At 62.1% G+C, this 22529-nt stretch carries 16 protein-coding genes and 2 pseudogenes; 11 read left to right on the top strand and 7 right to left on the bottom strand.

Features of this window, described 5'->3' with window-relative positions:
- Positions 1 to 83 precede the first annotated feature (83 nt).
- Together HGHM_RS15055 and HGHM_RS15050 are read left to right on the top strand one after the other, a co-directional pair.
- A complete protein-coding gene (locus HGHM_RS15055) occupies positions 84 to 977 on the top strand; it encodes a LysR substrate-binding domain-containing protein (protein WP_019142378.1) in 894 nt (297 codons plus the stop codon).
- Between the two features lie 219 nt (positions 978 to 1196).
- Positions 1197 to 2396, top strand: a complete 1200-nt coding sequence (locus tag HGHM_RS15050) for an MFS transporter (RefSeq protein ID WP_081583587.1) — start codon at positions 1197 to 1199, stop codon at positions 2394 to 2396.
- Positions 2397 to 2488: 92 nt separating this feature from the next.
- Here HGHM_RS15050 and HGHM_RS21450 read toward each other — a convergent pair whose 3' ends face one another.
- Positions 2489 to 4321, bottom strand: a complete 1833-nt coding sequence (locus HGHM_RS21450) for an ABC transporter ATP-binding protein (RefSeq protein WP_019142375.1) — start codon at positions 4319 to 4321, stop codon at positions 2489 to 2491.
- A 481-nt stretch (positions 4322 to 4802) separates the two neighbouring features.
- Here HGHM_RS21450 and HGHM_RS15040 point away from each other — a divergent pair, with 481 nt between their 5' ends.
- The 3 genes from HGHM_RS15040 (at position 4803) to infA (ending at position 8366) form a co-directional block, all read left to right on the top strand.
- Complete coding sequence (locus HGHM_RS15040) at positions 4803 to 6839, top strand: NADPH-dependent 2,4-dienoyl-CoA reductase (protein WP_026076065.1); 2037 nt, start codon at positions 4803 to 4805, stop codon at positions 6837 to 6839.
- A gap of 451 nt (positions 6840 to 7290) precedes the next feature.
- Positions 7291 to 7485 carry a hypothetical protein gene (locus tag HGHM_RS15035; RefSeq protein WP_019142373.1) on the top strand — a complete coding sequence of 65 codons (195 nt, stop codon included), beginning with the start codon at positions 7291 to 7293 and terminating at the stop codon, positions 7483 to 7485.
- 623 nt (positions 7486 to 8108) lie between these two features.
- A complete protein-coding gene (gene infA / locus HGHM_RS15030; protein ID WP_019142372.1) occupies positions 8109 to 8366 on the top strand; it encodes a translation initiation factor IF-1 in 258 nt (85 codons plus the stop codon).
- A gap of 69 nt (positions 8367 to 8435) precedes the next feature.
- On the opposite strand, the pseudogene HGHM_RS23830 reads toward infA, so the two are convergent.
- A pseudogene (locus HGHM_RS23830) lies at positions 8436 to 8507 on the bottom strand (methyl-accepting chemotaxis protein); the annotation flags it as partial.
- 257 nt (positions 8508 to 8764) lie between these two features.
- On the opposite strand from HGHM_RS23830, the gene HGHM_RS15015 reads away from it, so the two are divergent.
- Positions 8765 to 9658 carry a DNA ligase gene (locus HGHM_RS15015; protein ID WP_019142369.1) on the top strand — a complete coding sequence of 298 codons (894 nt, stop codon included), beginning with the start codon at positions 8765 to 8767 and terminating at the stop codon, positions 9656 to 9658.
- Between the two features lie 53 nt (positions 9659 to 9711).
- On the opposite strand, the gene HGHM_RS21445 is transcribed toward HGHM_RS15015, so the two are convergent.
- From HGHM_RS21445 to HGHM_RS14995, 4 genes are all read right to left on the bottom strand, one after another.
- Positions 9712 to 11889: a putative bifunctional diguanylate cyclase/phosphodiesterase gene (locus HGHM_RS21445; protein WP_019142368.1), complete on the bottom strand. Its 2178-nt coding sequence runs from the start codon at positions 11887 to 11889 to the stop codon at positions 9712 to 9714.
- Positions 11890 to 12395: 506 nt separating this feature from the next.
- Positions 12396 to 13976, bottom strand: a complete 1581-nt coding sequence (gene ahpF / locus HGHM_RS15005) for an alkyl hydroperoxide reductase subunit F (RefSeq protein WP_019142367.1) — start codon at positions 13974 to 13976, stop codon at positions 12396 to 12398.
- A gap of 183 nt (positions 13977 to 14159) precedes the next feature.
- The gene (ahpC, locus tag HGHM_RS15000) at positions 14160 to 14723 is read right to left on the bottom strand and encodes an alkyl hydroperoxide reductase subunit C (RefSeq protein WP_019142366.1); all 564 of its coding nucleotides are present in this window, start codon (positions 14721 to 14723) and stop codon (positions 14160 to 14162) included.
- Positions 14724 to 15125: 402 nt separating this feature from the next.
- On the bottom strand, positions 15126 to 15500 hold the full coding sequence (locus tag HGHM_RS14995) for a nucleotide pyrophosphohydrolase (protein WP_019142365.1): 375 nt from the start codon (positions 15498 to 15500) through the stop codon (positions 15126 to 15128).
- A gap of 145 nt (positions 15501 to 15645) precedes the next feature.
- Between HGHM_RS14995 and HGHM_RS14990 the strand changes: the two genes are divergently transcribed.
- Together HGHM_RS14990 and HGHM_RS14985 are read left to right on the top strand one after the other, a co-directional pair.
- Complete coding sequence (locus tag HGHM_RS14990; protein WP_019142364.1) at positions 15646 to 17940, top strand: putative bifunctional diguanylate cyclase/phosphodiesterase; 2295 nt, start codon at positions 15646 to 15648, stop codon at positions 17938 to 17940.
- Positions 17941 to 18163: 223 nt separating this feature from the next.
- A complete protein-coding gene (locus HGHM_RS14985) occupies positions 18164 to 18874 on the top strand; it encodes a response regulator (RefSeq protein WP_161603785.1) in 711 nt (236 codons plus the stop codon).
- Between the two features lie 46 nt (positions 18875 to 18920).
- Here the strand turns inward: HGHM_RS14985 and HGHM_RS14980 are convergent, their stop codons facing one another.
- On the bottom strand, positions 18921 to 20108 hold the full coding sequence (locus HGHM_RS14980; protein WP_019142362.1) for an alkane 1-monooxygenase: 1188 nt from the start codon (positions 20106 to 20108) through the stop codon (positions 18921 to 18923).
- Positions 20109 to 20302: 194 nt separating this feature from the next.
- Between HGHM_RS14980 and HGHM_RS14975 the strand changes: the two genes are divergently transcribed.
- The 3 genes and pseudogenes from HGHM_RS14975 to HGHM_RS23390 all read left to right on the top strand — a co-directional run.
- A complete protein-coding gene (locus HGHM_RS14975) occupies positions 20303 to 21346 on the top strand; it encodes an AraC family transcriptional regulator (RefSeq protein WP_075111752.1) in 1044 nt (347 codons plus the stop codon).
- 91 nt (positions 21347 to 21437) lie between these two features.
- Positions 21438 to 21758, top strand: a complete 321-nt coding sequence (locus tag HGHM_RS14970) for a hypothetical protein (RefSeq protein WP_019142360.1) — start codon at positions 21438 to 21440, stop codon at positions 21756 to 21758.
- A 75-nt stretch (positions 21759 to 21833) separates the two neighbouring features.
- A pseudogene (locus HGHM_RS23390) lies at positions 21834 to 22529 on the top strand (hypothetical protein); the annotation flags it as partial.

The raw sequence follows: 22529 nt of genomic DNA, 5'->3' as shown, positions 1-22529 counted from the left end.
TGACAGGCTCATGATATTTCCGGATCATCGTTTGGAAAATCAGAAAGTTTTGAACCCATGATCCTGAAAATCAGGACGATTGAATGCGCAAAATCAATTTCGATCTGGATGCCATGCGCACTTTCAGCGCGGGCGTGGAACTGGGCAGTTTCGCCAAGGCCGCCGACCGGCTCGGCCGCTCGACCTCGGCGGTGAGCGCGCAGCTGAAGAAGCTGGAAGAGCAGGCAGGCACGGCGATCGTGCGCAAGTCCGGGCGCGGCCTGATGCTCACCGACGCCGGAGAGCTGCTGCTCAGTTATGCGCGCCGGATTCTGGAATTGAACGACGAAGCATGCATGGCGCTGGGCGGTGCGGGCCTCGAAGGCAGGGTCAGGCTCGGCCTGCAGGAAGATTTCGGAGAACAGCTCTTATCCGAGATGCTGGGGCGATTTGCGCGCACCCATCCATCCGTCCGGATCGAGGCCAGGGTGGCGCGCAATGCGGAACTCATCTCCCAGGTGCAAGCGGCACATCTCGACCTCGCGCTTGCCTGGAACGCGGGGAGTGGTACGCCGCACATGGAAACCATCGGCACGTATGCCCTGCAGTGGATCGGGCCGGCCGACCGGTCGCTCCTGCGCTGGCAGGAAAAGCGCGAGCCGATTCCGCTGGTGGCATTCGATGCTCCATGTGTCATGCGCACATTCGCCACCGAGGCCCTCGACCATGCCGGCATTCCCTGGCGGCTGGTCTTTACCAGTCCGAGCCTGGGTGGCGTCTGGGCGGCAGTGGCTGCAGGACTGGGGGTGACGGTGCGCAGCCGCTTCGGCATGACGGCCAGCCTGCGTGTGATGGCAGACGGGGAGCTGGGGCTGCCACCTCTGCCGAGCATGGAGCTGGCAATTCATCGCGCCGAGTCCGCACTGACCCCTGCCTGCGAGAGGCTGCACGTGATCATCCGCGAAAGCATCCGGGACCAGCAAGATCGGTTCCAGTGAGGCGACTAAGCGTCGCTGCTGCCGGCGCTCAGTAAGGCGACCACGCTACGCGAGGCGGTTCGACATCCTGCTCCCGGTGATCCCCCGGTCGCTCGGCCATCCATCCTTCCGACTGCCTTCTATTGCTGCCTCGTGAAGCACGAATTCCAACTTGCTGGCATCATGCACGGCTTTTGCCGCCAGCCGGCAGCTGTTGAAAAGATTGAAAAGGATGGAATCATGCAAATGCGTCAAGGCATTGCTTCTGCGGGAACGCCCGCTGCGACCATGACAAGTGGCACGATCGGGCTGTTCGCGTTCTGCTGCGGAGCGATCGTCGCGAATCTGTACTACGCCCAACCCATCATCGGCCTGATTGCGCCGGACATTCACATGTCGCCCTTCCTGGCCAGTCTGATCGTGTCGCTGACCCAGATCGGCTATGCGCTCGGCTTGTTCTTTCTGGTGCCCCTGGGCGACCTGGTGGAAAACCGGCGGCTCATGATGCTCACGACCTCGGTTTCCATCCTGAGTCTGGCCGCGGCGGCCATGACCTCGTCGGCAAACATCTTCCTGGTGCTGTCGCTGCTCATCGGGTTCAGTTCGGTGTCGGTGCAGATCATGATTCCGCTGGCTGCGCATCTCGCGCCGGAGGCCTCGCGCGGACGCGTCGTGGGTGCCGTCATGAGCGGTCTGGTGTTGGGCATCCTGCTGGCACGGCCGCTGTCGAGTTTCATTGCCGGCCATCTGAGCTGGCGCGCCGTGTTCGGCATTGCAGCAGTATTGATGGCCGGTTTCACCATGCTGTTCGCCAAGATGCCGAAGCGCGAGCCCGATCACAAGGCAACGTACGGTGAACTGCTGCGTTCGCTCGGCACGCTGATGCTGCGCTTTCCGGCCTTGCGTCAGCGCGCCTTTTTCCAGGCCTGCATGTTTGCCACGTTCAGCCTGTTCTGGACGGCCGCTCCACTGGAACTGGTGCGGGTGCATGGATTCTCGCAGTCGCAGATTGCCATCTTCTGCCTGGTCGGTGCCATCGGTGCGATCGCGGCACCCATCAGCGGGCGCCTGGCAGATGCCGGTCACACACAGGTTGCCACGCTGGCAGCGCTTCTTGGCGGCGTGCTGAGTTACCTGCCGGGTTTGGTCCATCCGCAGTGGGGCTTCATCGGACTGGCCTTCGCCGCGATCGTGCTGGATTTTTGCGTGCAGATGAATATGGTGCTGGGGCAGCGCGAAATCTATTCGCTGGATCCGGCAAGCCGCAGCCGACTGAACGCCCTGTACATGACCAGCATTTTCATCGGCGGCGCCATAGGCTCGAGCGTGGCGAGCCCTCTGTACAGCCACGGCGGATGGCAGTGGATAGCGCTCGCCGGCAGCCTGTTTCCCCTGCTGGCGCTGGTGCGCTTCGTTGCCGGATCAGCTGTGAAGAAGTGACTGCGATACCTGAAACAGAAAAAGGCCAGCCGGATTCGGCTGGCCTTTTTCTTCCGGACCGCGAAATTGAATCGCGGCCTGCGCCGTTGTGCTCAGCGGTCGATCTGTTCCATGGATGGCACCGCAGATATGCCGTCCTCGCTCCCGTGCTGCGCCAGCATTTCCCGGAATGCGGGCTGGCGACTCAACAATTCGCCCATGGTGCCGATATCCTGAACCTCGCCGTTTGCCATCAGCACCACCTTGTTGAAGTGACGCAGAAGGTTCATGCGGTGCACGGATGCCACGATGCAGGCGTCGGGCAAGGCCGCCGTGATGCGCGCGAACACGGTTTCCTCGGTGACCGGGTCGAGCGCGCTGGTCGGCTCATCCAGGAAGATGAGAGAGTTGCCACGCGCGGCGAGCAGACCGCGTGCGAGGCACAGCCGCTGACGCTGGCCGCCCGATAGATTGCAGCCACGTTCCGACAGCGGCGTATCCAGCCCCAGGGCCATGTCGGCCATGACGGCGGCGAATGCGCTGACATGAATGGCCTCGCCGATCTCGTTGTCGCCATGATCACCTGACAGCGAGATGTTGTCCCGGATGGAAGCTTCGAACACATCGGCTTCCTGGGGAATGAGCGTGGCAATGCTGCCAAGGTGGAGCGCGGCCGGGACCTGATTTCCGTCGACAGCAATGTGCTGGCCATGCGCGCTGTAATGCCCGGCCAGTACACGCATGAGGGTGCTTTTCCCGGCGCCACTGGGGCCGACCAGCGCGATGCGGTCGCCGCGTTCGAGCGTGATCGCGACTTTCTTCAGGCCGGCACCTGCAGGGGCGGTCTTGCTTCCGCTGTCGGCGTGCAAATCCGATGCACCGGCTGCGCTGTGGTCGTAGTGCAGATTGCTCACCTCGATGCGCTGCCACTCCGGCGCGATCGCCGCGCCCGATTCGGGCCGCTCGGCTGCAGTCCAGATCGCATCCGCGCTGGCCAGGTCGGTGCGCGAGCGCGCCACTGTCTGAAATTTGTCCGCCAGGCCGAGGACGACTGTCCGTGCCTGCTGCGCATACTGATGAACGAGGAAGATCCCGCCGATCAGAATGGTCCCGTTGCGCTTGCTCATCCATACCGCTGCGCCCACCAGTCCCCAGGTGAGCGCCACGCTGAAGAGGTCGGCGATGCACCACTTGACCTCCACCAGCGTGATCGCTTTCCTGGCCGGGACAAAGACCTTGCCGAGTCTTTCGTCGACCTGGCGCCCCGAACTGTCCTGCATGCGGAACGCCATGACAGTGGCGATATTGCCCAGAAAATCCAGCAGCTTGGCCTGGTACTTGCGCTCGGCGGCGTTTTCTTCCCTGGCCAGCTGCATCAGGACCACATCGAAGCGCATCATCACAATGCCGACCAGGCTGTATCCAAGCATGGCGACCAATCCGAGCAGCGGGGAAAACAGCATGATGGCAATGGCAGCGCCGAGGAAGTGGACCGTGGCCTTGAGGTACTGGAACTGGTTCTGCGTGAAGTTGTGCAAGGCCAGCGATGCCTGGCTGATGCGCTGCTGCACTTCGCCCGAATGGTGACGGTCATGCCACGCCATGGGAAGACGCATCAGTTTTGCATACAGCGCGTTGCTGAAGTTTCTTCGAACGAGCAGGGCAATCCTGCGCTCGCCCACCCGGCCAGGGCCATGCAGGGACCAGGCGACCACTGCGGCAAGCAGAATGGCAGCGCCATACCAGGCGGCAGTCGAGAGTGCCTGTGTACCTTCCTTCTGCAGCACGTTGAGCGCCTGCGCGCCCAGCCATGGAGACAGCAACTCCATCAAGGCAGCGCCAATCAGCAGCAGCCATGCGAAAGCCAGCTTGAGCCGTGCGCCTGACGCATAGCGCCACATGTTGAAGTAGAGACCATCCGGTTTGGGTAGGAAGATGTTGCGCATCCCTATGGGGTTGCGCGCACCCGCTCGCCTGAGACGTGCGGACGGCATGAACTTGAGAAGCATGTTGGATAAGCAATGGCAGCCGATCGGGCTGTGGTTACTGCAAGGGAGAAGTCGTACGTGGAGGATTGGTTGAGATATTTCCGTGGGCCAATGTTATCACGCAGCAGCTTTGCTTACCGATGGGGATTGGCCGTTATGCGACACGAGACGGCATAAAGGAAAGCTTTCCGATGTTGTTCTGCAAAGAGTGTGGGCGGAATGATTGCATGGGTTGCATGATGGATTGGCGATCATGCATTGTTTCCAGATACACCGAACCATAGCGTGTACAAGTATGCATTCACGCAGCGCTGCCAACGACAGGCGTAATCCAATGGCGTTTCGGCAAGTCGATTAGAGCAAGGGCACTAGGCACTAATGCCGGCGCATTGGGTAGACTCCGGCCGCATACAAGACAGACAGGAAGGACCGCATGACCATGACGACCACGCCCGCATTCCCGCACCTGCTCGCACCGCTCGACCTCGGCTTCACCACGCTGAAGAACCGCGTGATCATGGGCTCGATGCATACCGGCCTTGAAGACCGTTTCTGGAACTATCCCAAGCTCGCCGCCTACTTCCGTGAGCGTGCGCGGGGCGGCGTAGGCCTGATCGTCACCGGCGGCATCTCGCCGAATCGCGAAGGCTGGCTGCTGCCATTCGGCGGCACGATGAACAGCGTCTTCGACGTGCCCAACCACCGGCGCGTGACGAACGCGGTCCACGAGGAAGGCGGCAAGATCGTGATGCAGATCCTGCATGCGGGCCGTTACGGTTACCAGCCCTTTGTCGTATCCGCCTCCGCCATCAAGTCGCCGATCTCGAAATTCAAGCCGCGTGCGCTCGACGAAGCCGCCATCGAGAAAACCATCCGCGCCTACGTGCGCAGCGCGAAGCTGGCGCAACAGGCTGGCTACGACGGGGTGGAAATCATGGGTAGTGAAGGCTACCTGATCAACCAGTTCCTCTGCGCACGCACCAACCGCCGCACCGATCGTTGGGGCGGCAGCATCGAAAACCGCATGCGCCTGCCGGTGGAAATCGTCAGCCGCGTGCGCCAGGCAGTGGGCGAGCGCTTCATCATCATGTACCGCCATTCGCTGCTCGACCTGGTCGAAGGCGGCAATACCTGGGATGACGTGGTGGCTGTGGCCAAGGCGCTGGAGCAGGCGGGCGTCAGCATCATCAACACCGGTATCGGCTGGCATGAAGCGCGCGTGCCCACCATCGTGACCTCGGTGCCACGCGCGGCTTTCCGCAGCCTTGCGGGGCGCTTGCGCAAGGAGGTGTCGATTCCGGTCGTGGCATCCAACAGGATCAACATGCCGCAGGAAGCGGAAGATATCCTCGCCAGCGGCGACGCCGACATGGTGTCGATGGCGCGGCCATTCCTTGCCGATCCGGAATTCGTCAACAAGGCGGCGCAGGGCCGCGCCGACGAGATCAATACCTGCATCGCTTGCAACCAGGCCTGCCTCGACCACACCTTCTCCAACAAGCGTGCGAGCTGCCTGGTCAATCCGCGCGCCGGCTACGAGACCGAGCTGGTGTACCTGAAGACTGGCAAGCCGCGCCGCGTTGCGGTCGTGGGCGCGGGCCCGGCGGGATTGTCCGCAGCCACCGTTGCAGCCGAACGCGGTCATCAGGTAACGCTCTTTGAAGCAAGCGACCGCATCGGCGGCCAGTTCAACTGGGCGATGCGCATTCCGGGCAAGGAAGAGTTCGCCGAAACCCTGCGCTACTTCCGGCGCAAGCTGGATCTCACCGGCGTCGAAGTCTTGCTCAACAAGCGCGTCACGCGCGAGGAACTGCTGGCGCAGGGTAATGACGAGATCATCGTCGCCACCGGCATCCTGCCGCGCACGCCGCGCATCGACGGCATCGATCATCCTAAGGTGCTGTCCTACCTCGACGTGCTGAAGAACAATGCGCCGGTAGGCAGGCGCGTTGCCATTGTCGGCGCAGGCGGCATCGGCTTCGACATCGGGGAATTCCTGCTGCACGATCCGCACGTGCCGCTGCCGGTTCCGGTGCAGACGTGGACGGCGGAGTGGGGCGTCGATCTCGACGCCGGCACGCCCGGCGGCCTGCGCCCGCCGCATCCCGAGCAACCGGTGCGCCAGGTGTATCTGCTGCAGAGGACAGCGTCCAAGCTGGGCGCCAGTCTCGGCAAGACCTCGGGCTGGGTGCATCGCGCGACGCTGCAGCGCAAGGGCGTGCAGATGATCGCCGGCGTCGAGTATCGCAAGATCGACGATCAGGGCCTGCACATTACGGTAAGCGGCGAAGCGCGCCTGCTGGAAGTGGACAATGTGATCATCTGCGCCGGGCAGGATTCACTGAAGGAGCTGATGCCGGCGGAGCAGCAGGCGGGCAGTCCGCGCTTTCATCTGATCGGTGGTGCGGCACTGGCAGCGGAGCTGGATGCCAAGCGTGCAATTCGCGAAGGCGCGGAACTGGCGGCGCGGCTTTGACAGGCGCACCAACCTGATCAAGTTCGGGCCGGCGGCAGCCGGCCTTTTCACTTCTTGCATCGCAGTTTGACAAGGCTTGTCGGCTTCGACAGTGCAATCCCCGACTCCACTCTGCGGCTGATGGCAATTGCCGTGGGGGGCCGCGCACTTCGCTTGCCGTCGCTGCAAGCCTGCATTCATGCTCACTGGCGGAGATTCCTCAACATGTCGCGCCTCAACCAACACCAGCTTGGGAACTGTTGGGAGTTGACCCACCATCACGCCTCCTTCAGAAGGACTGAAAATTCCCGGTCTCGATCGATATCTCCTTTGTTTACAGGCCCTTAGGATCGGCATCGAGTCGCGAAGATGAGGCTGGCACGCGCCATGCTCTATGTCTTCACGAGCGAAACAGTATTTGCTCATCATGAATCCGAAGCTTTTTGCTAATTCAACTTTTAGGAGAACTGCCATGACAACCCTGAAGATTGCTGACCTGGAGCGCGCTGAAGAAATGGATGCATCGGCCATGGCCCGTGTAGTCGGAGGTGACAAGAAACAGCCGGCAGGGAAGCCGACCCACATCGACGCGACGAGCGGTGTCCTGACTTTTGGTGACGGGTCGAAATGGTCGATGGATCTGCGCGGCGATCTGCATCCGCTCTAAATCGCACGCAAGACCGACAGCTTATCGACGGGATGATGATCGACGTTCAACATCCCGTCGACGGCTGATCGATCTCCCCTCCACCCGTTCTTCCATTGCGATGGCGATACAGACATGACGTGCTGATCAAGCACGAGAGAAATGCGGAATCAGCCGCTCCTCATCCTGTCAGTTCCCCGCCGGTTCCCTTTTCCCGCAGCAGTCCTGTCCCGATTGCAGATTGCGCCCGATGACACAAGTGCCATGGCAGTACCATGCGGGTGATCGAGGCGAAGAATCGAGCTGCTCCCGAAATCAGGTCTTGCGTTCCGGAAGAACGGCCCCATATCCATATCAAGCTGCCTGAACGATCTCCCCGATTCGATGGCCTTCATCGTCCTTCTCTTCCGCTCCCTTCCGGCATGACGATGGCTCCCATTGGTTCCATGCACACAATGGCATTCTGACCACGCACCTTTCAGAGGCGCCTCGCTCGTTCGCTGCACACAGACTGTACGGCAGCACTCCCGTCCGACCGCTCATGCAGGCCGGTCCTCCAACCGGGTTCCCATGCAAGCCCGCTTCACGTGTTGGCTTGCCGCCGGTTGCTCATGCAACCGCAGACCCATGACATGAAAGTGTGAATGATGAAAGAAGAACTTCTTGAAATGCAGGGGCAGGTTACCGAAATCCTGCCGGACTCCCGTTATCGCGTAAGCCTCGAGAATGGCCATCAGCTGGTTGCCTATAGCGCCGGCAAGATGCGCCAGCACCATATCCGCATCCTGGCGGGTGACAAGGTGACGCTGGAACTGTCGCCATACGATCTCACCAAGGGCCGCATTACCTTCCGCCACCTCGAAAAGCGCGGCCCGGCACCGACACATCGGCGCCGCCACTGAGTTCAAAGCTTGAACACGCTCACCGCCCGCGAAAGCATGGCGGCCTGATCTTGCAGGAAAGCGGCATTCGCCGCGCCCTTCTCTACCGGCACGCGCCGCTTCCACCGCTGCATTCAAGGCCAAGATATTGGTCTGGAAGGCAGCTCATCTTTTCCTGCAGGTTGATGAATTTGTCGATGCCGGCCATTCGGCGAAGGCCGGTTTCGCCTGTGCCAGCATGATGTTGCGCGCTACCTCCGTGTGGCCGGCCAGCCTAGCTTCAAGGATCTTCACAATTAGGACGAAGGGCAGGAACCCGGATTACGGGCGTCTTCTGGCTGATGGAAAGTTGCAAAATGTATAATTAAAAAGCCGGCCGCGCAGCCGGCTTTTTATTCCAACAACCTCTTTCAAGCCCAATGAAGCCCATCCGCTTTCCTTCCCTGCATCCTTTGCTCGCCCTGCTGATTCTCAGTGGCGTCCTGCAGCCGACCCTGCCGGCGCATTCCGCCGAACATGCGCCGATTGGCGTGGACCTCTCGGCGCCGCCGCTCCTGCTCGCCCAGGAGTATTCGGACCGGCACGACCCCGCGCTGTATCTGGTCAGCGAAAAGCTCGACGGCGTGCGGGCCTACTGGGATGGCAGCAGCCTGAAATTCCGCAGCGGCAAGCCTATCCATGCGCCCGCCTGGTTCACGGCGCAATTTCCGGCACATGCACTGGATGGGGAATTGTGGATGGGGCGGCGCAGCTTCGATCGCCTGTCGGCCGCGGTGCGCAGGCAGGAGCCGCTCGATGCGGAGTGGAAGGGCATCACTTACCAGGTCTATGAATTGCCCGGTGGAGCAGGCAGCTTTGGGGAGCGCATCGCCGCCCTGGAAACGAGTGTCGCGCAAGCAGGCGTGCCCTGGCTGCAGGTGCTGCCGCAGACGCGCGTGGCCGACAAGGCAGGCTTGAAGCGCAAGCTGGCGCAGGTCACGGCTGAGGGCGGCGAAGGCTTGATGCTGCATCGCGCCGACGCATCGTGGCAGAGTGGGCGCTCGGATGTCTTGCTGAAGCTGAAGCCCCACCGGGATGCGGAGGCGGTCGTCGTCGCCTATGAAGCAGGACGGGGAAAATACGAGGGCATGATGGGCGCCGTCATCGTGATGACACCGGAAGGCCGGCGCTTCCGGCTGGGTACCGGCTTCAGCGACGCGATGCGCCGCACGCCTCCGGCCATCGGCAGCACCGTCACCTATCGCTACCGTGACGTGACGTCGAGCGGCTTGCCGAGGTTTGCAAGCTTCTTGCGGGTGCGGGAAAGCGAATAGGCAAAAGCCCGCTCCATGCCGGACCGGTCCCTTGGCCACAGCCGGCATGCGAATTACATCGGCCTGCCCGCCGCACCTTCACGGCCGGCATGTCCCGCGAAGGGCGGCGCCTGCGCCAGCAGGCCGGAAAATTCCTCGGCCGGCAGGGGCCGCGAAAACAGGTTGCCCTGGCCGATATCGCAGCCACTGGCCTGCAGCGCCGCGAACTGATCCTCGTTTTCCACACCTTCCGCGATGACGCTCAGGCCCATCGAACGACCCAGGGTGATAATGCCCTCGGAGATTGCCGCGCTGTTCCGGTCGGTGGCGATCTCGCGGATGAAGGACTGGTCGATCTTGAGCGCATCGATCGGAAAGCGCCGCAGATAGCTCAGGCTGGAATAGCCGGTTCCGAAGTCGTCGAGCGCCATGCGCACGCCGAGGTCTTTTAGTTCGGCCATGGTGCGCGTTGTCGTTTCGATGTCTTCCATCAGCATGCTTTCGGTGAGTTCGAGTTCGAGGCAGCCGGGATCGATCCCGAATTCCTCCAGCAGTCCTGCCACCATCCTGACCAGGTTCCTGTTCCGGAACTGGCGTGCGGACAGGTTGACTGCGATCTGCTTCAGCGCCGAGCCCGGCTGGCACCAGGCCTTGATACGCCCGCAGGCAGAGCGCAAGGCCCACTCGCCGATCGGGATGATCAGGCCGGTTTCTTCCGCGATCGGAATGAAGCGTGACGGTGCCACCATTTCCCGGTGCGGAGGATGCCAGCGCAGGAGCGCTTCCGCGCTGACGATACGGCCGCTGTCGAGGTCCACCTGCGGCTGGTAGAACAGGCGCAGTTCGCTGCGCTCCGAAGCGCGCCGCAATGCCGCTTCCAGCGCCAGCCGTTCGGTATCGCGTCTGCTGGTTGCGGATGAATAGGTGCTCATGGAGCCGCCGCCATAGGCTTTTGCCCTCTGCATGGCGGCATAGGCATTCTTGAGCAATTCATCGGGGTCGGTCCCGCCTTCCGGATAGAGTGCGAGGCCGATGCTGCAGCTGACGAACAGCTGGTGCCCCGGCACATCCATCGGCGCCTGGAAAGCTTCGAGGATGCAGCTGGCGGTGGCGCCCGGGTCGCAGCGCACCTCCTGCCCGTCAGCCAGCAGAATCACGAATTCATCGGAACCGGCGCGGGCCACGGTGTCCACCGAGCGCACGCAGCCCGCGATCCTGCGTGCGGCAATGCGCAGCACCTCGTCGCCGCGCGCCGAACCGAGGGTATCGTTGACCAGCTTGAAGCGGTCCAGCCCGATGCACAGGATGCCGGGCCGCAGCCGGTGCAGCGCAGCGAACTGGATTGCCTGGCGCAGGCGATCGTTCAGCAGGGCCCGGTTGGGCAAGCCGGTCAGCGCGTCGTAGTAGGTGATGTGTTCGATCCGCTCGCGTGCCGCCTTCCTCTCGCTGATGTCTTCCACATAGGCGAAGCCGTACTGCTGTCCCTCGTGCTCGAGATAGACCGTTGCCACGTCAACCGGGATGTCGCGCCCGTCACGCCGCCGGAACCGCGATTCGAAGCGCAGGCTGCCTTCGGATTTCAGCCGGTCCCAGCGGGACTGCCAGTTCGCGCCTTCCAGCTCAATGTCGATCTGCCCGATCGACAGCTTCAGCAATTCTTCCCGCGAATAGCCGACCAGCCGGCACGCCGCATCATTCGCATACTGCAGCCGGCCGTCCATTCCCAGCTCGAACATCGCCCCATACGCATGGTCCACCGCGAATTGCGTGCGCCGCAAGGCATTCTCCGCCAGCATGCGCTCGGTGATGTCCTGTGCCGACGCCACCAGAGCCACGACGCGACCTTCCGGATTGAACAGCGCATGCAGCCAGAAATCCATGGCGCGCGGCTTGCCTTCATGATCGCGCAGCATATGCTCAAAATGCGAGGACTGGCCGGTGCCAGCTTTCCTGATCGCCTCGGCCAGACGGGCCCGTGCAGTGCCGGAAAACTGCCACCACGGCGTGCTGGGAAAGGGCTCGAACAGGACATCCTTGAGATCCCTGTCAACGATTTCCAGTGCCGTCTGGTTCACATAAGTGACCCTGCCATCCACCGTCAGCAGGGCGACAAGGATAGAGGGATTCAGGTTGTCCAGGATCTCGCGCAGGCACGTCTCCGTCACCGGCAAGACCTCGCCATCGGGTTTGGGGATTCCGGCTTTCGAACCATCCTCCAGCGGCCTTCCGGCGGGATTTTCAGACAAGGGCATGAAGGTTCTCCTGCGCTCCAGTTTCTTTTGACCAGCGGCAAAAACACCGCGGCAGCATGAGCAAGTGCAACACCAGCTGTCGCAGCTTGCCCTTCCCTGAATCAGACGCAGGCGTTATAGGGAAATTCATTCCAGCGTCATCGGTCCTTTGAGCAAAAAGTGTTCCTTGCAACGCCGAAAGACGCGATAGATGCTGGAAGCGAGCAATTCGCCTACGCAGATGGAGTGCCGACACCGATGCCGCGTCCGTGATCCTGCGCGACTGACGAGCCACGCTTCATGAAGCGCTGAGCGCATCGGTCAAGCGGGAAGATTATGAAGACAGGGATTGCAGAGGCTGAAGGGCAGTGGATGCGGACCGGCTGTTTCTTGCCGGGTTACCGCAATGAAAGGAAAGGGCGGGGCGCGGTGTCATCGGCCGCCGGGAGGCTTCAGGAAATGCCGCCCGTGCAAAGGTCATGCAAAAGCCCGGCCCTGTCATACGTGCGTCAGGGCCGGGACTCTTGTCATGCCACAGCGGCGATCGGCTGTTCCGCCGGCGCGGAGGTGCGGATCAGGTGGTCGAACGCGCTCAGCGCCGCTTTCGATCCCTCGCCCATTGCGATGATGATCTGCTTGTAGGGCACAGTGGTCACGTCGCCGGCAGCGAATACGCCGGGCACCGAGGTCTGTCCGCGCGCATCCACTTCGATCTCGCCGCGATTCGACAGCGCAAGCGTGCCCTTGAGCCAGTCGGTGTTCGGCAGCAAGCCGATCTGCACGAAGATGCCTTCGAGTTCGATGGCGTGCGACTGGCCGCTCTTGCGATCGGTATAGCGCAAGCCGTTCACCTTGTTGCCGTCGCCGGTGACTGCGGTGGTCTGCGCATCCGTGATCACGGTCACGTTCGGCAGGCTGTGCAGCTTGCGCTGCAATACTGCGTCGGCGCGCAATTCGCTGCCGAATTCGAGCAGCGTGACATGGGCCACGATGCCGGCGAGGTCGATCGCCGCTTCCACACCGGAGTTGCCGCCGCCGATCACTGCCACGCGCTTGCCCTTGAACAGCGGACCGTCGCAGTGCGGGCAGTAGGCAACGCCGCGATTGCGGTATTCCTTCTCGCCCGGCACGTTCATCTCGCGCCAGCGCGCGCCGGTGGCCAGCACCACGGTCTTCGCCTTCAGGCTGGCGCCGCTTTCGAGCTTGATTTCAATGACGTCGCCGGGAACCAGTGCAGAAGCGCGCTGCAGGTTCATGATATCGACGTCATATTCCTTCACATGCTGTTCCAGCGCGACCGCCAGCTTCGGCCCCTCGGTTTCCTTCACCGAGATGAAGTTTTCGATGCCCAGCGTGTCGAGCACCTGGCCGCCGAAACGTTCCGCCACCACGCCGGTGCGGATCCCCTTGCGTGCCGAGTAGATCGCCGCCGACGCGCCGGCCGGGCCCCCGCCCACCACCAGCAGGTCGAACACATCCTTCTGCGCGATCTTCGCTGCTTCGCGCTGCGCGGCGCCGCTATCGAGCTTGGCGAGAATCTCTTCCAGGCCCATGCGGCCCTGGCCGAACACCTGGCCGTTCAGGTAAATCGTCGGCACCGCCATGATCTGACGCGCGTTCACTTCGTCCTGGAACAGGGCGCCGTCGATCATGACGTGGCGGATGCGCGGATTGATCACTGCCATTAGGTTCAGCGCCTGCACCACTTCCGGGCAGTTCTGGCAGGACAGCGACACATAGGTTTCGAAAACGAAATCGCCTTCGAGGTTGCGGATCTGTTCCAGCACATCGGCGTCCGCTTTCGGCGGATGGCCGCCGACCTGCAGGAGCGCCAGCACCAGCGAGGTGAATTCATGGCCCATCGGAATGCCGGCGAAGCGGATGCCGAGGTCGGCGCCGCTGCGATTCAGCGCGAACGACGGTGCGCGTTCGCCGTCGCCGCGCCGTTCGATCAGCGTGATGCGGTTCGACAGCGCGGCGATGTCGTTCAGCAGGGCTTGCATTTCGCGCGACTTGTCGCCGTCGTCGAGCGATGCGGTGATCTCGATGGGTTGCGTGACTTTTTCGAGATAGGCTTGCAGTTGGTTCTTGATGTTGGTATCCAGCATGATGGTTCTCCCATTCCTGGTGTCGATGATTGTCAGGTGTGCAGTGCCACTGCCGGATCAGCCTTTCGCTGCCGGATCAGGAAAATGCCGATCGGAGAGTGGTACTGCGGTGTTGCCGGCTTGCCGGTTTCCTTCCCCTTGCGGGGAAGGAAAAGGCATGCGGCAGGTTCGCAGCGTTTAGATTTAGATCTTGCCGACGAGGTCGAGCGAAGGAGCCAGGGTTTCTGCGCCCGGAGTCCACTTGGCGGGGCAGACTTCGCCCGGGTGCGATGCGACGTACTGGGCAGCCTGTACCTTGCGCAGCAGTTCCTTGGCGTCGCGGCCGATGCCGTTGTCATGGATTTCGCACAGCTTGATCTGGCCTTCCGGATTGATCACGAAGGTACCGCGCAGCGCCAGGCCTTCTTCTTCGATCATCACGTCGAAGTTGCGGGTGATGGCACCGGTCGGGTCGCCGATCATCGGATACTGGATCTTGCGGATCGTGTCCGAAGTGTCGTGCCATGCCTTGTGGGTGAAATGGGTGTCGGTCGACACAGCATAGATTTCCACGCCGAGCGACTTGAAGGTGGCATAGTGATCTGCCAGGTCGCCGAGTTCGGTCGGGCAGACGAAGGTGAAGTCGGCCGGATAGAAGACCACGACGGACCATTTGCCTTTCAGGTCGGCATCGGATACCGGCACGAACTTGCCGTTGTGGTAGGCGGTAGCGTTGAAGGGTTTAACGGTGGTATTGATCAAAGACATGTTTTTCCTCTCTTTGTGGTGTTGAACGGTACAGGTGTAATTATTAAATAAATCTATTGTTCTTGCAATTTGATTTATTTAATTAATCAAATAGCTGAACTATATTGGCTGGGCGTTATGCCTAGGATCTGGTCGTGCGGAGTGTGGCCGCGCAGAAAGCCTGATCTGGCCTATGAGGCACGTGCCGGAAAGCAGCCAATATCGGCAATACGTGGAGCCTAAGCTAGTGTATTTCAATATGCTCCACCGCGTTGGAGGACCCGGAGCAGTCCGACCGAGCGAGCGGCGCCAACGCCACCGTGGAATGCACACCGTGATGCGACCGGCTTGCACGACGCGCGAGATATTCAGCTCTGCTCCAAGGAGTCAGAGTCCGTGTCGGCCCATGCACATGCGTGCGGCTCAGGACTGCCCGTCCTTCCTCTCCCGCTCCATATATTTCCGTGCCAAACCATACGATGCCTCCACCGGATAGCGCTGCGCATTCCTGGCCATCTTTTCCCGCGTGGCAGCGGCGAGGTCGATGCCAGCCTCGTTGGCGACCAGCAGCAGGTACATGAGCACGTCGGCGCATTCATCCTTCAGCTGCTGCCGGAAGCTCTCGTCCGCCTTCAGCTGCACCAGTTCTTCATCCGTCTTCCACTGCGTCAGCTCCAGCAGTTCGGATGCTTCCAGGCTGACGGAGACGATCAGATTCTTCAGGGTATGGAATTGCTGCCAGTTGCGCTCGTCACGGAAGCGGATGAGCGCGTCGCGCAAGGTATCAAGGTCGGTCATGGGTTTTCGGAAATGGAGTGGGGTCACATGTCCCCCGCATAGTAGTGGAGGATGCGCGCCACCGCAGCTTCACAACGTAGTTGCCCTAATGCAAACATGCCGCTAGTATGTCCGGCGACATCCACTCACGACAATTCCCAGGCCGATGTTCAAACCCCTGACACAGCCGGACGCTTTGATCCGCATGATCAGCAAGCACCGCCGCTGGGCCGGGCCGGCATTGGGGGCAAGCATCGCCATCTTTGCCCTGCTGGCGACCGTGCTGCCGGACTGGCTGGTGATGGTCATCGCCGGCCTGCTCGCGTATTTTGCCTGGATCACCGTGACCATGCCGGTGCGCCAGGCCGACATCGTGCTGCGCGAAGCGGAGCTGAGGCTGCGCAGCTTCGTCGACCAGTCGCTGGTCGGCCTGTACGTAGTCCAGGATGGCAATTTCGTCTACGTCAACAAGAAGACCGCGGAACTGCTTGGCTACGATGATCCGGCGCAGCTCATCGGCCTGTCGGTGGCGACGCATACCGCGCCCGAGGACTTGCCCCTGCTGCTGGAAAACCACAGGCGCCGCTTGTCCGGCGAAGTCGCCAGCATCCGCTATACCTACCGCGCGGTGCGGCGCGACGGCTCCATGGTGTGGGCAGAGGTGCAGGGCGCAGTATGCGAATTCAACGGCCAGCCGGCGGTGATGGGCGTGGCCCTCGATGTGAGCCGGCAGGTCGCCTTCGAACAGGCATCGCGCCTGTCCAACCGTGTATTCGAATCAGCCGGCGAAGGCATCGTCATTACCGATGCCCAGTGCCGCATCGAAGCCGTCAATCCCGCCTTCACCCGCATCACCGGCTATCCCGCCGCCGAAGCGATCGGCAAGCTCTCGCGCATGATGACCGGCCCCGGCGCGCAGGCCGAGATCAACCGCGCCATGCTGGAGCACCTGGCGCAGGAAGGCCGCTGGCAGGGAGAGATGCCGGACCGGCGCAAGACCGGCGAATGGTACCCCGCCTGGCTGTCGATCTCGACCGTGCGCAACGAGAACGGCGACATCACGAACTATGTCGGCGTGTTCAGCGACAACACCAGCCGCAAGGAAGCCGAGAACCGGCTGCAGCACCTTGCGAGCCATGACAGCCTGACCGGGATGCTGAACCGCAGCGGCCTGATGCTGCGCTTTTCTACCGAGATCGATCAGGCGCGCGCCTGGAACCGGCAGCTGGCATTGCTGTTCATCGACCTCGACCGCTTCAAGGCCGTCAATGACACGCTCGGCCATGCCGCCGGCGACCGGCTGCTGATCGCGGCGGCGGAACGGATGCGCAACCAGGTCAAGGGCGGCGACGTGATCGGACGGCTGGGGGGCGATGAATTCACGGTGCTGCTGGACGACCCGGCTGGTTCCGGCGCCGCGGCCAAGCAGGCAGAGCGCCTGATTTCCTGTATCGCGCAGCCCTTCGTGATCGATGGCCAGGAAGTGTTCGTGACGGCCAGCATCGGCATCGCTTCCTATCCCATGGACGGGCAGGATGCGGCAACCCTGCTGAAGAATGCGGATGCGGCGATGTATCGCGCCAAGCAGCGCGGCAAGAACACCTTCCAGTTCTTCGAGAGCAACATGACGGCGCAGGCCATCGCCCAGATGCTGCTGGAAAACAGCCTGCGCCATGCGCTCGAGCGCGGCGAATTCGAGCTGTACTACCAGCCGCAGTTTGCCAGCGTGAGCGGCACCATCACCGGTGTGGAAGCGCTGTTGCGCTGGCATCGCCCCGGGCATGGGCTGGTGCTGCCCACCAGCTTCATTACCCTGGCCGAGCAGAACGGCCTGATCGTTCCGATCGGTTCCTGGGCCCTGAACGAGGCATGCCGCCAGGGTCGCGCCTGGCTGGACGCCGGCTGGCGCTTCGGGCGCATCGCGGTCAACCTGTCGGCGCAGCAGTTTTCTTCTTCCCGGCTGCTCGATACCATCCGCGCCGCGCTCGACGATCATGATTTTCCGCCATCGATGCTCGAGCTGGAAATTACCGAGAGCACGATCATGCAGGATCCGGAAGAAGCGGTCACCCTGCTGCACCGCATCCGCAAAATGGGTGTATCGCTGTCGATCGATGATTTCGGCACCGGTTACTCCTCGCTCAACAGCCTCAAGCACTACCCGCTCGACAACCTGAAAATCGACCGCAGCTTCGTGGAAAATCTCCCGCTCGACCAGGACGATATCGCGATCACCGAAGCCATCATCGCGATTGCCCGCAAGATGCGGCTCAAGGTGGTGGGCGAAGGCGTGGAAACCGAAGCTCAGGCGCGCTTCCTGCGCCTGGCCGGCTGCGATGTGATGCAAGGCTTCTTGCTGGGCAAACCGATGCCGGCTTCGGAAATCGTTTCGCATTTCGCCGCCAGCCATGAGCCTCGGCGCAGCCTGGCCATGCAATCCCTCGTGCCGTCGACGAGATAGCGCAGGAGGGTGGCGCACACGTCCGCCCTCACGTGTGCTATTTGCGGTCAATTTTCCAATCAGAGAGTCGGTTACATGGCGTCCGCCGCATGCGCAGCATTGTTGCGCGCGAGCGGCAGGCATGCCCATCACGGGCAGGTTCAAGCGCATAATGGGCGCTCGATGCGAGCAGCTTCTCCACAACGATCAAGATCCGCATCGGTCAAGTCCATCTGCCGTATCCATGAACAGTAATCCCGCTCCTGGCTCTTTTCAAAACACCCGCGTGCTGGTGGTGGACGATGATGCCTTCACCAGAAGAATCGTCGTTCAGGTGTTGCGGACGTTTCATTTTTTACGGCTCGCGGAAGCGCCGAACGGCAAAACGGCAATGGCCTTGTTCGAGCGCGAACCCTGGGATCTGATCGTGACCGACGTGGAGATGCCTGAGATGAACGGGCTGGAACTCATCAAGCACATCAGGACCGGACAGACGCATGCCGCACCGGATCTGCGCGCCGTCATCCTCACTTCATATTCCAACGTGGAAGTCCTGAGTGCCGCGCTCGCGCTCGACGCCAACGGTTTCCTGGTCAAGCCCATCCGCATCGGCACCGCCCAGAGCAAGATCGAGCAGGCGCTCAACGAGCCTTTTGCCGCCAGGCCGCCCGCGGCGTATCTTGGCGTAGCGACCGATGCGACCAGCTCTGCCCCCGCCCGGGCTTTCGGTCGCCAGCCCGGTGCCCGGATCCTGCGCCATGCCGATGACCCGGTGCAGCAGGTCGAAATCCGCCACCTGCAACCCGACATGCTGGTGGCGGAAGACATCTATTTCCGCGAAGGCCCCTTGCTGCTTGCTGCCGGTCACACCTTGACCCAGTCGAACATTAACCGCCTGGTGGACCTGGCGGAATTCCTGCAGGAGCGCTCGATCAAGGTGGCGCGGGGCCGGTAACTTCTCGTTGTGATGGTGGTACTCCCTTCCTCTCGTCGGCGCTCCTTCAGCCCGCAGCCTCGGCCGCCCTCACCTGCATTCCATAACGGCGCATCAGCCGCTCGCGCTTTGCCGGATCGAAATTGATCCGCTCCGGATCGCCCTTGACGGCCTCGACCAGACGCCGGTCCATCATCCGGAACCAGAGCGGCGGAATGTAAGAGATCGGGAACATGCCGAAATAGCCGTTCGGCAGCTGCGGTACATCCTCGAAGTGGCGCAGCGATTGATAGCGCCGCAGCGGATGGGCGTGATGATCGGAATGACGCTGCAGGTGGAACACCGCCCAGTTGGAAAACAGCTGGTTGCTGTTCCAGGAATGGCGCGGCTGGCAGGGCTCGTAGCGGCCGCTGGGAAGCTTCTGGCGCAGCAGGCCGTAGTGTTCGATGTAGTTGGCTGAAGTCAGCTGGAAATTGCTCCAGAAGGCGGCGAGCAGCATGAAAGGAAGCGCGGTCCAGCCGAGCCAGGCTGTCATCGCGCCGAAGAAAATCACCGTCAGCAACAGGGGTTGCAGGATTTCATTCTGGAGTGACCATACCGATTTGCCTTCCTGCGCCAGGCGCTGTTTCTCCAGTTGCCAGGCGCGCTTGAAGCCACCCGGCATTTCGCGCAGCAGGAAGCGGTAGATGTTTTCGCCCATGCGGGAAGAAGCCGGATCGGCCGGTGTCGCCACGTCGCGGTGATGGCCGCGATTGTGTTCAATGGTGAAGTGGCCGTAGCCCGTCATCGCCAGCACCGCCTTTGCCAGGTTGCGTTCCAGCCGGCCGCGCTTGTGCCCGAGTTCATGGCCGAGGTTGATGCCGAAGCCGCCCACCCCGCCGGTCGTCATCACGCCGGCGACCATCGCATGCCAGGGCAGCGGATGGGTGGTGAAGAACCAGACGCCGAAGATGAAGCCGCCCCACAGGAGCGGTACCAGCGCATAGGTGACATAGCGGTAGTAGCGGTCGGCTTCCAGTGCCGGCACCACGTCTTCCGGCGGATTGCTGAGGTCATCGCCGAGCAGGATGTCGATGAAGGGAATCACCAGGTAATTCAGGAATACCGGCGTCCACAGCAGCAGGGCCTGGCCCGTCATGGTGTACAGCAGCGGTCCGGTGCAGATCAGGCAGGGCACCACGAGCGACATCAGCCAGGCGTAGCGCTTGCGGTCGCGATAGCCGCCGAGGGTGGATGGCAGTTGCATCGTCTCCATGTTGTTCTCTTCCTTGTCATGATGATGCGCAAAGAATGGCGTGATATGGCTTCGCCGAACACCGAAAGAACTGGCAATCTATCGTCATAAGATGACAAGGAGCGCCTGACCATATCCTGATTATGGCGTCCGTGGTTTCGGACAAGCGGCAGGCGCTGCGCCGGCAATGCAACTGTCTTTTCCAGAAGGAAAACATGGCCTCGGCTTTACCATTGCCCGAACCGGTATTCCATCCCACCTATGCCCGGGTGCTGTGCGCGCTCCTGCGCAGACGAGGCATCGAGACGCAGCGCCTCCTGGCCGGTACCGGACTGGCATGGGCGGACCTGCTGGAAGGCCGGCGCGACGTCAGCTTTGCCCAGATGCGCCGTCTGATCCTCACCGCCATCCAGCTGAGCGGCGCGCCCGGGCTGGGCATGCAATTGGGCCTCGTCATGCCGGTGTCCGCCCATGGGCAGGTCGGAAATGCAGTCGTGGCGAGCAGGAACCTGGCGCAGGCGCTGGAAGGCATCGCCCGTTACGGCAGGCTGCGCAGCGGCGCCGTCGACTTTTGCCTAGTCCGCGCCGAAGGGAATTTCCGCCTGCAGGTGCATGAACGGTTCGCGTTGGGCGATGTGCGCATTCCGATCCTGGAAGCCGTGCTGATGGGCGTCATGCAATTGATCGAAGCCGTGCTCGGCTTTGCGCCGGAGGACGCGGAATTCCACCTGCCCTACGCCGCTCCGCCCTGGCAGTCGGCATATACCGCGCGCTTCAGGGGCAGGATCCGCTTCAATGCGGACGGCATGGAGATCCGGCTGCCGGACGAGTTGCTGGCCCTGCCCTGCGTGACCTCCGATGCGGCCGCCTACCTGTCGGCACAACGCGATTGCGAAGATGCCCTCGCCCGGCTCGCTCCGGATCAGGATGTGGTGCGCCAGGTGCGGCTGCGCCTGCGGATGTGCGGCGAGAGCTATCCGGGTTGCGAAGCCATGGCCGCGCAATTGCACATGTCGGCGCGCACCCTGATCCGCAAGCTGAAGCAGCACGGCAGCAGCTATCAGGCGCTGCTGGATGAAGTGCGCAAGGAACAGGCGCTCTGGTACCTGGCGCACACCACCTATTCGGTGGAATCGATCGCCGAACGGCTGGGGTACCTCGACACCTCCAACTTCAGCCGCACTTTCCGCCGCTGGTTCGGCGTGCCGCCCAATACTTTCCGGAAGCCCGCGGGAAGTCCGCGACAGCCTGACGAGTGACTCCGGACAACCATGAATTTGCAAACCTCGGCCGCTTGCATTTAATATCAGCGCTTCGCCAACCTGCGCCGCTCCCTATAGGCCGCCCTCCGTGAAACTCCGCCAAACTACGATCCACCTGGTGCTGGCACTGTTCCTGTTGCTGTCTCAGCAACTCGGGATGACGCACGCCGTGTCGCATCTTTCGACGGATATCGCTTCGAGCACCGCACCCGGCAAGCAGTTGCCGGGTGAACTGCACTGCGACCAGTGCACCGCCTTTGCCTCCATCGGCGCGGCGCTCACCGGATCGCCGCCAAGCTGGCGCGCTGATCCGGTCATCCGGGAAATGGCAATTGCTTCCCCGACCGCAAGGCGGCTTCCTTCCACGATTCGCGCATTCGATTCACGCGCCCCACCCGTACTCGCTTAAAGATTACTGTTCACGCACAAACCGGCGCAGCCTGCTGTGCTGGCTACGTTTCGTCTTTCAAGCGAGGAACCCATCGTGTTCAAACCTACCGTTCTGGCGGCGGCGCTGGCGGCCGCCTTTGCCATGCCTTTCGCCGCGCATGCCGCGGACGAGCGCGAACTGGCGCAGCTGCGCGAAGAAATCCGGCAGATGAGGCAAGACTATGAAGCGCGCATCCAAGCGCTCGAGCAGCGCCTCCAGGCAACCGAAGTCCAGGTAAGCGCTCCCGCCCAGCCCGCAGCAGCACAGCCGGCCGCAGCAACCACCATGGCGCAGGAAGCCGTGCCTTCTTCTCCCGTCGCCGCAGCATCTGCCAATGCCTTCAATCCCGCCATCTCCGCTATCTTGGGGGGCACTTATGCCAACCTGTCGCAGGACCCGAAACAATTCCGCATCCAGGGCTTCGTGCCGGGCGGCGAGGAGATCGGCCCGGGCAGCCGCAGCTTCAATCTCGGCGAGTCGGAGCTCACGCTCAGCGCGAATATCGATCCGCTGTTCGCCGGCCAGCTGACCTTTGCCCTCGGTTCCGACAACAGCGTCGGCGTCGAGGAAGCCTTCTTCCAGGCCAAGGGCCTGTCGAATGGCCTGAATCTGACAGCCGGGCGCATGCTGTCCTCGATCGGCTATCTCAACAGTATCCATGCGCATGCGTGGGATTTCGTCGATGCGCCGCTGGCCTATCAGGCATTTTTCGGCGGGCAATACAAGACTGACGGCGTGCAGTTCAAATGG

The organism is Noviherbaspirillum massiliense JC206, from assembly GCF_000312045.1.
GTDB lineage: Bacteria > Pseudomonadota > Gammaproteobacteria > Burkholderiales > Burkholderiaceae_D > Noviherbaspirillum > Noviherbaspirillum massiliense.
Note: the sequence above shows the minus strand (reverse complement) of the source record. Positions and strands in the feature narration are given on the sequence as shown.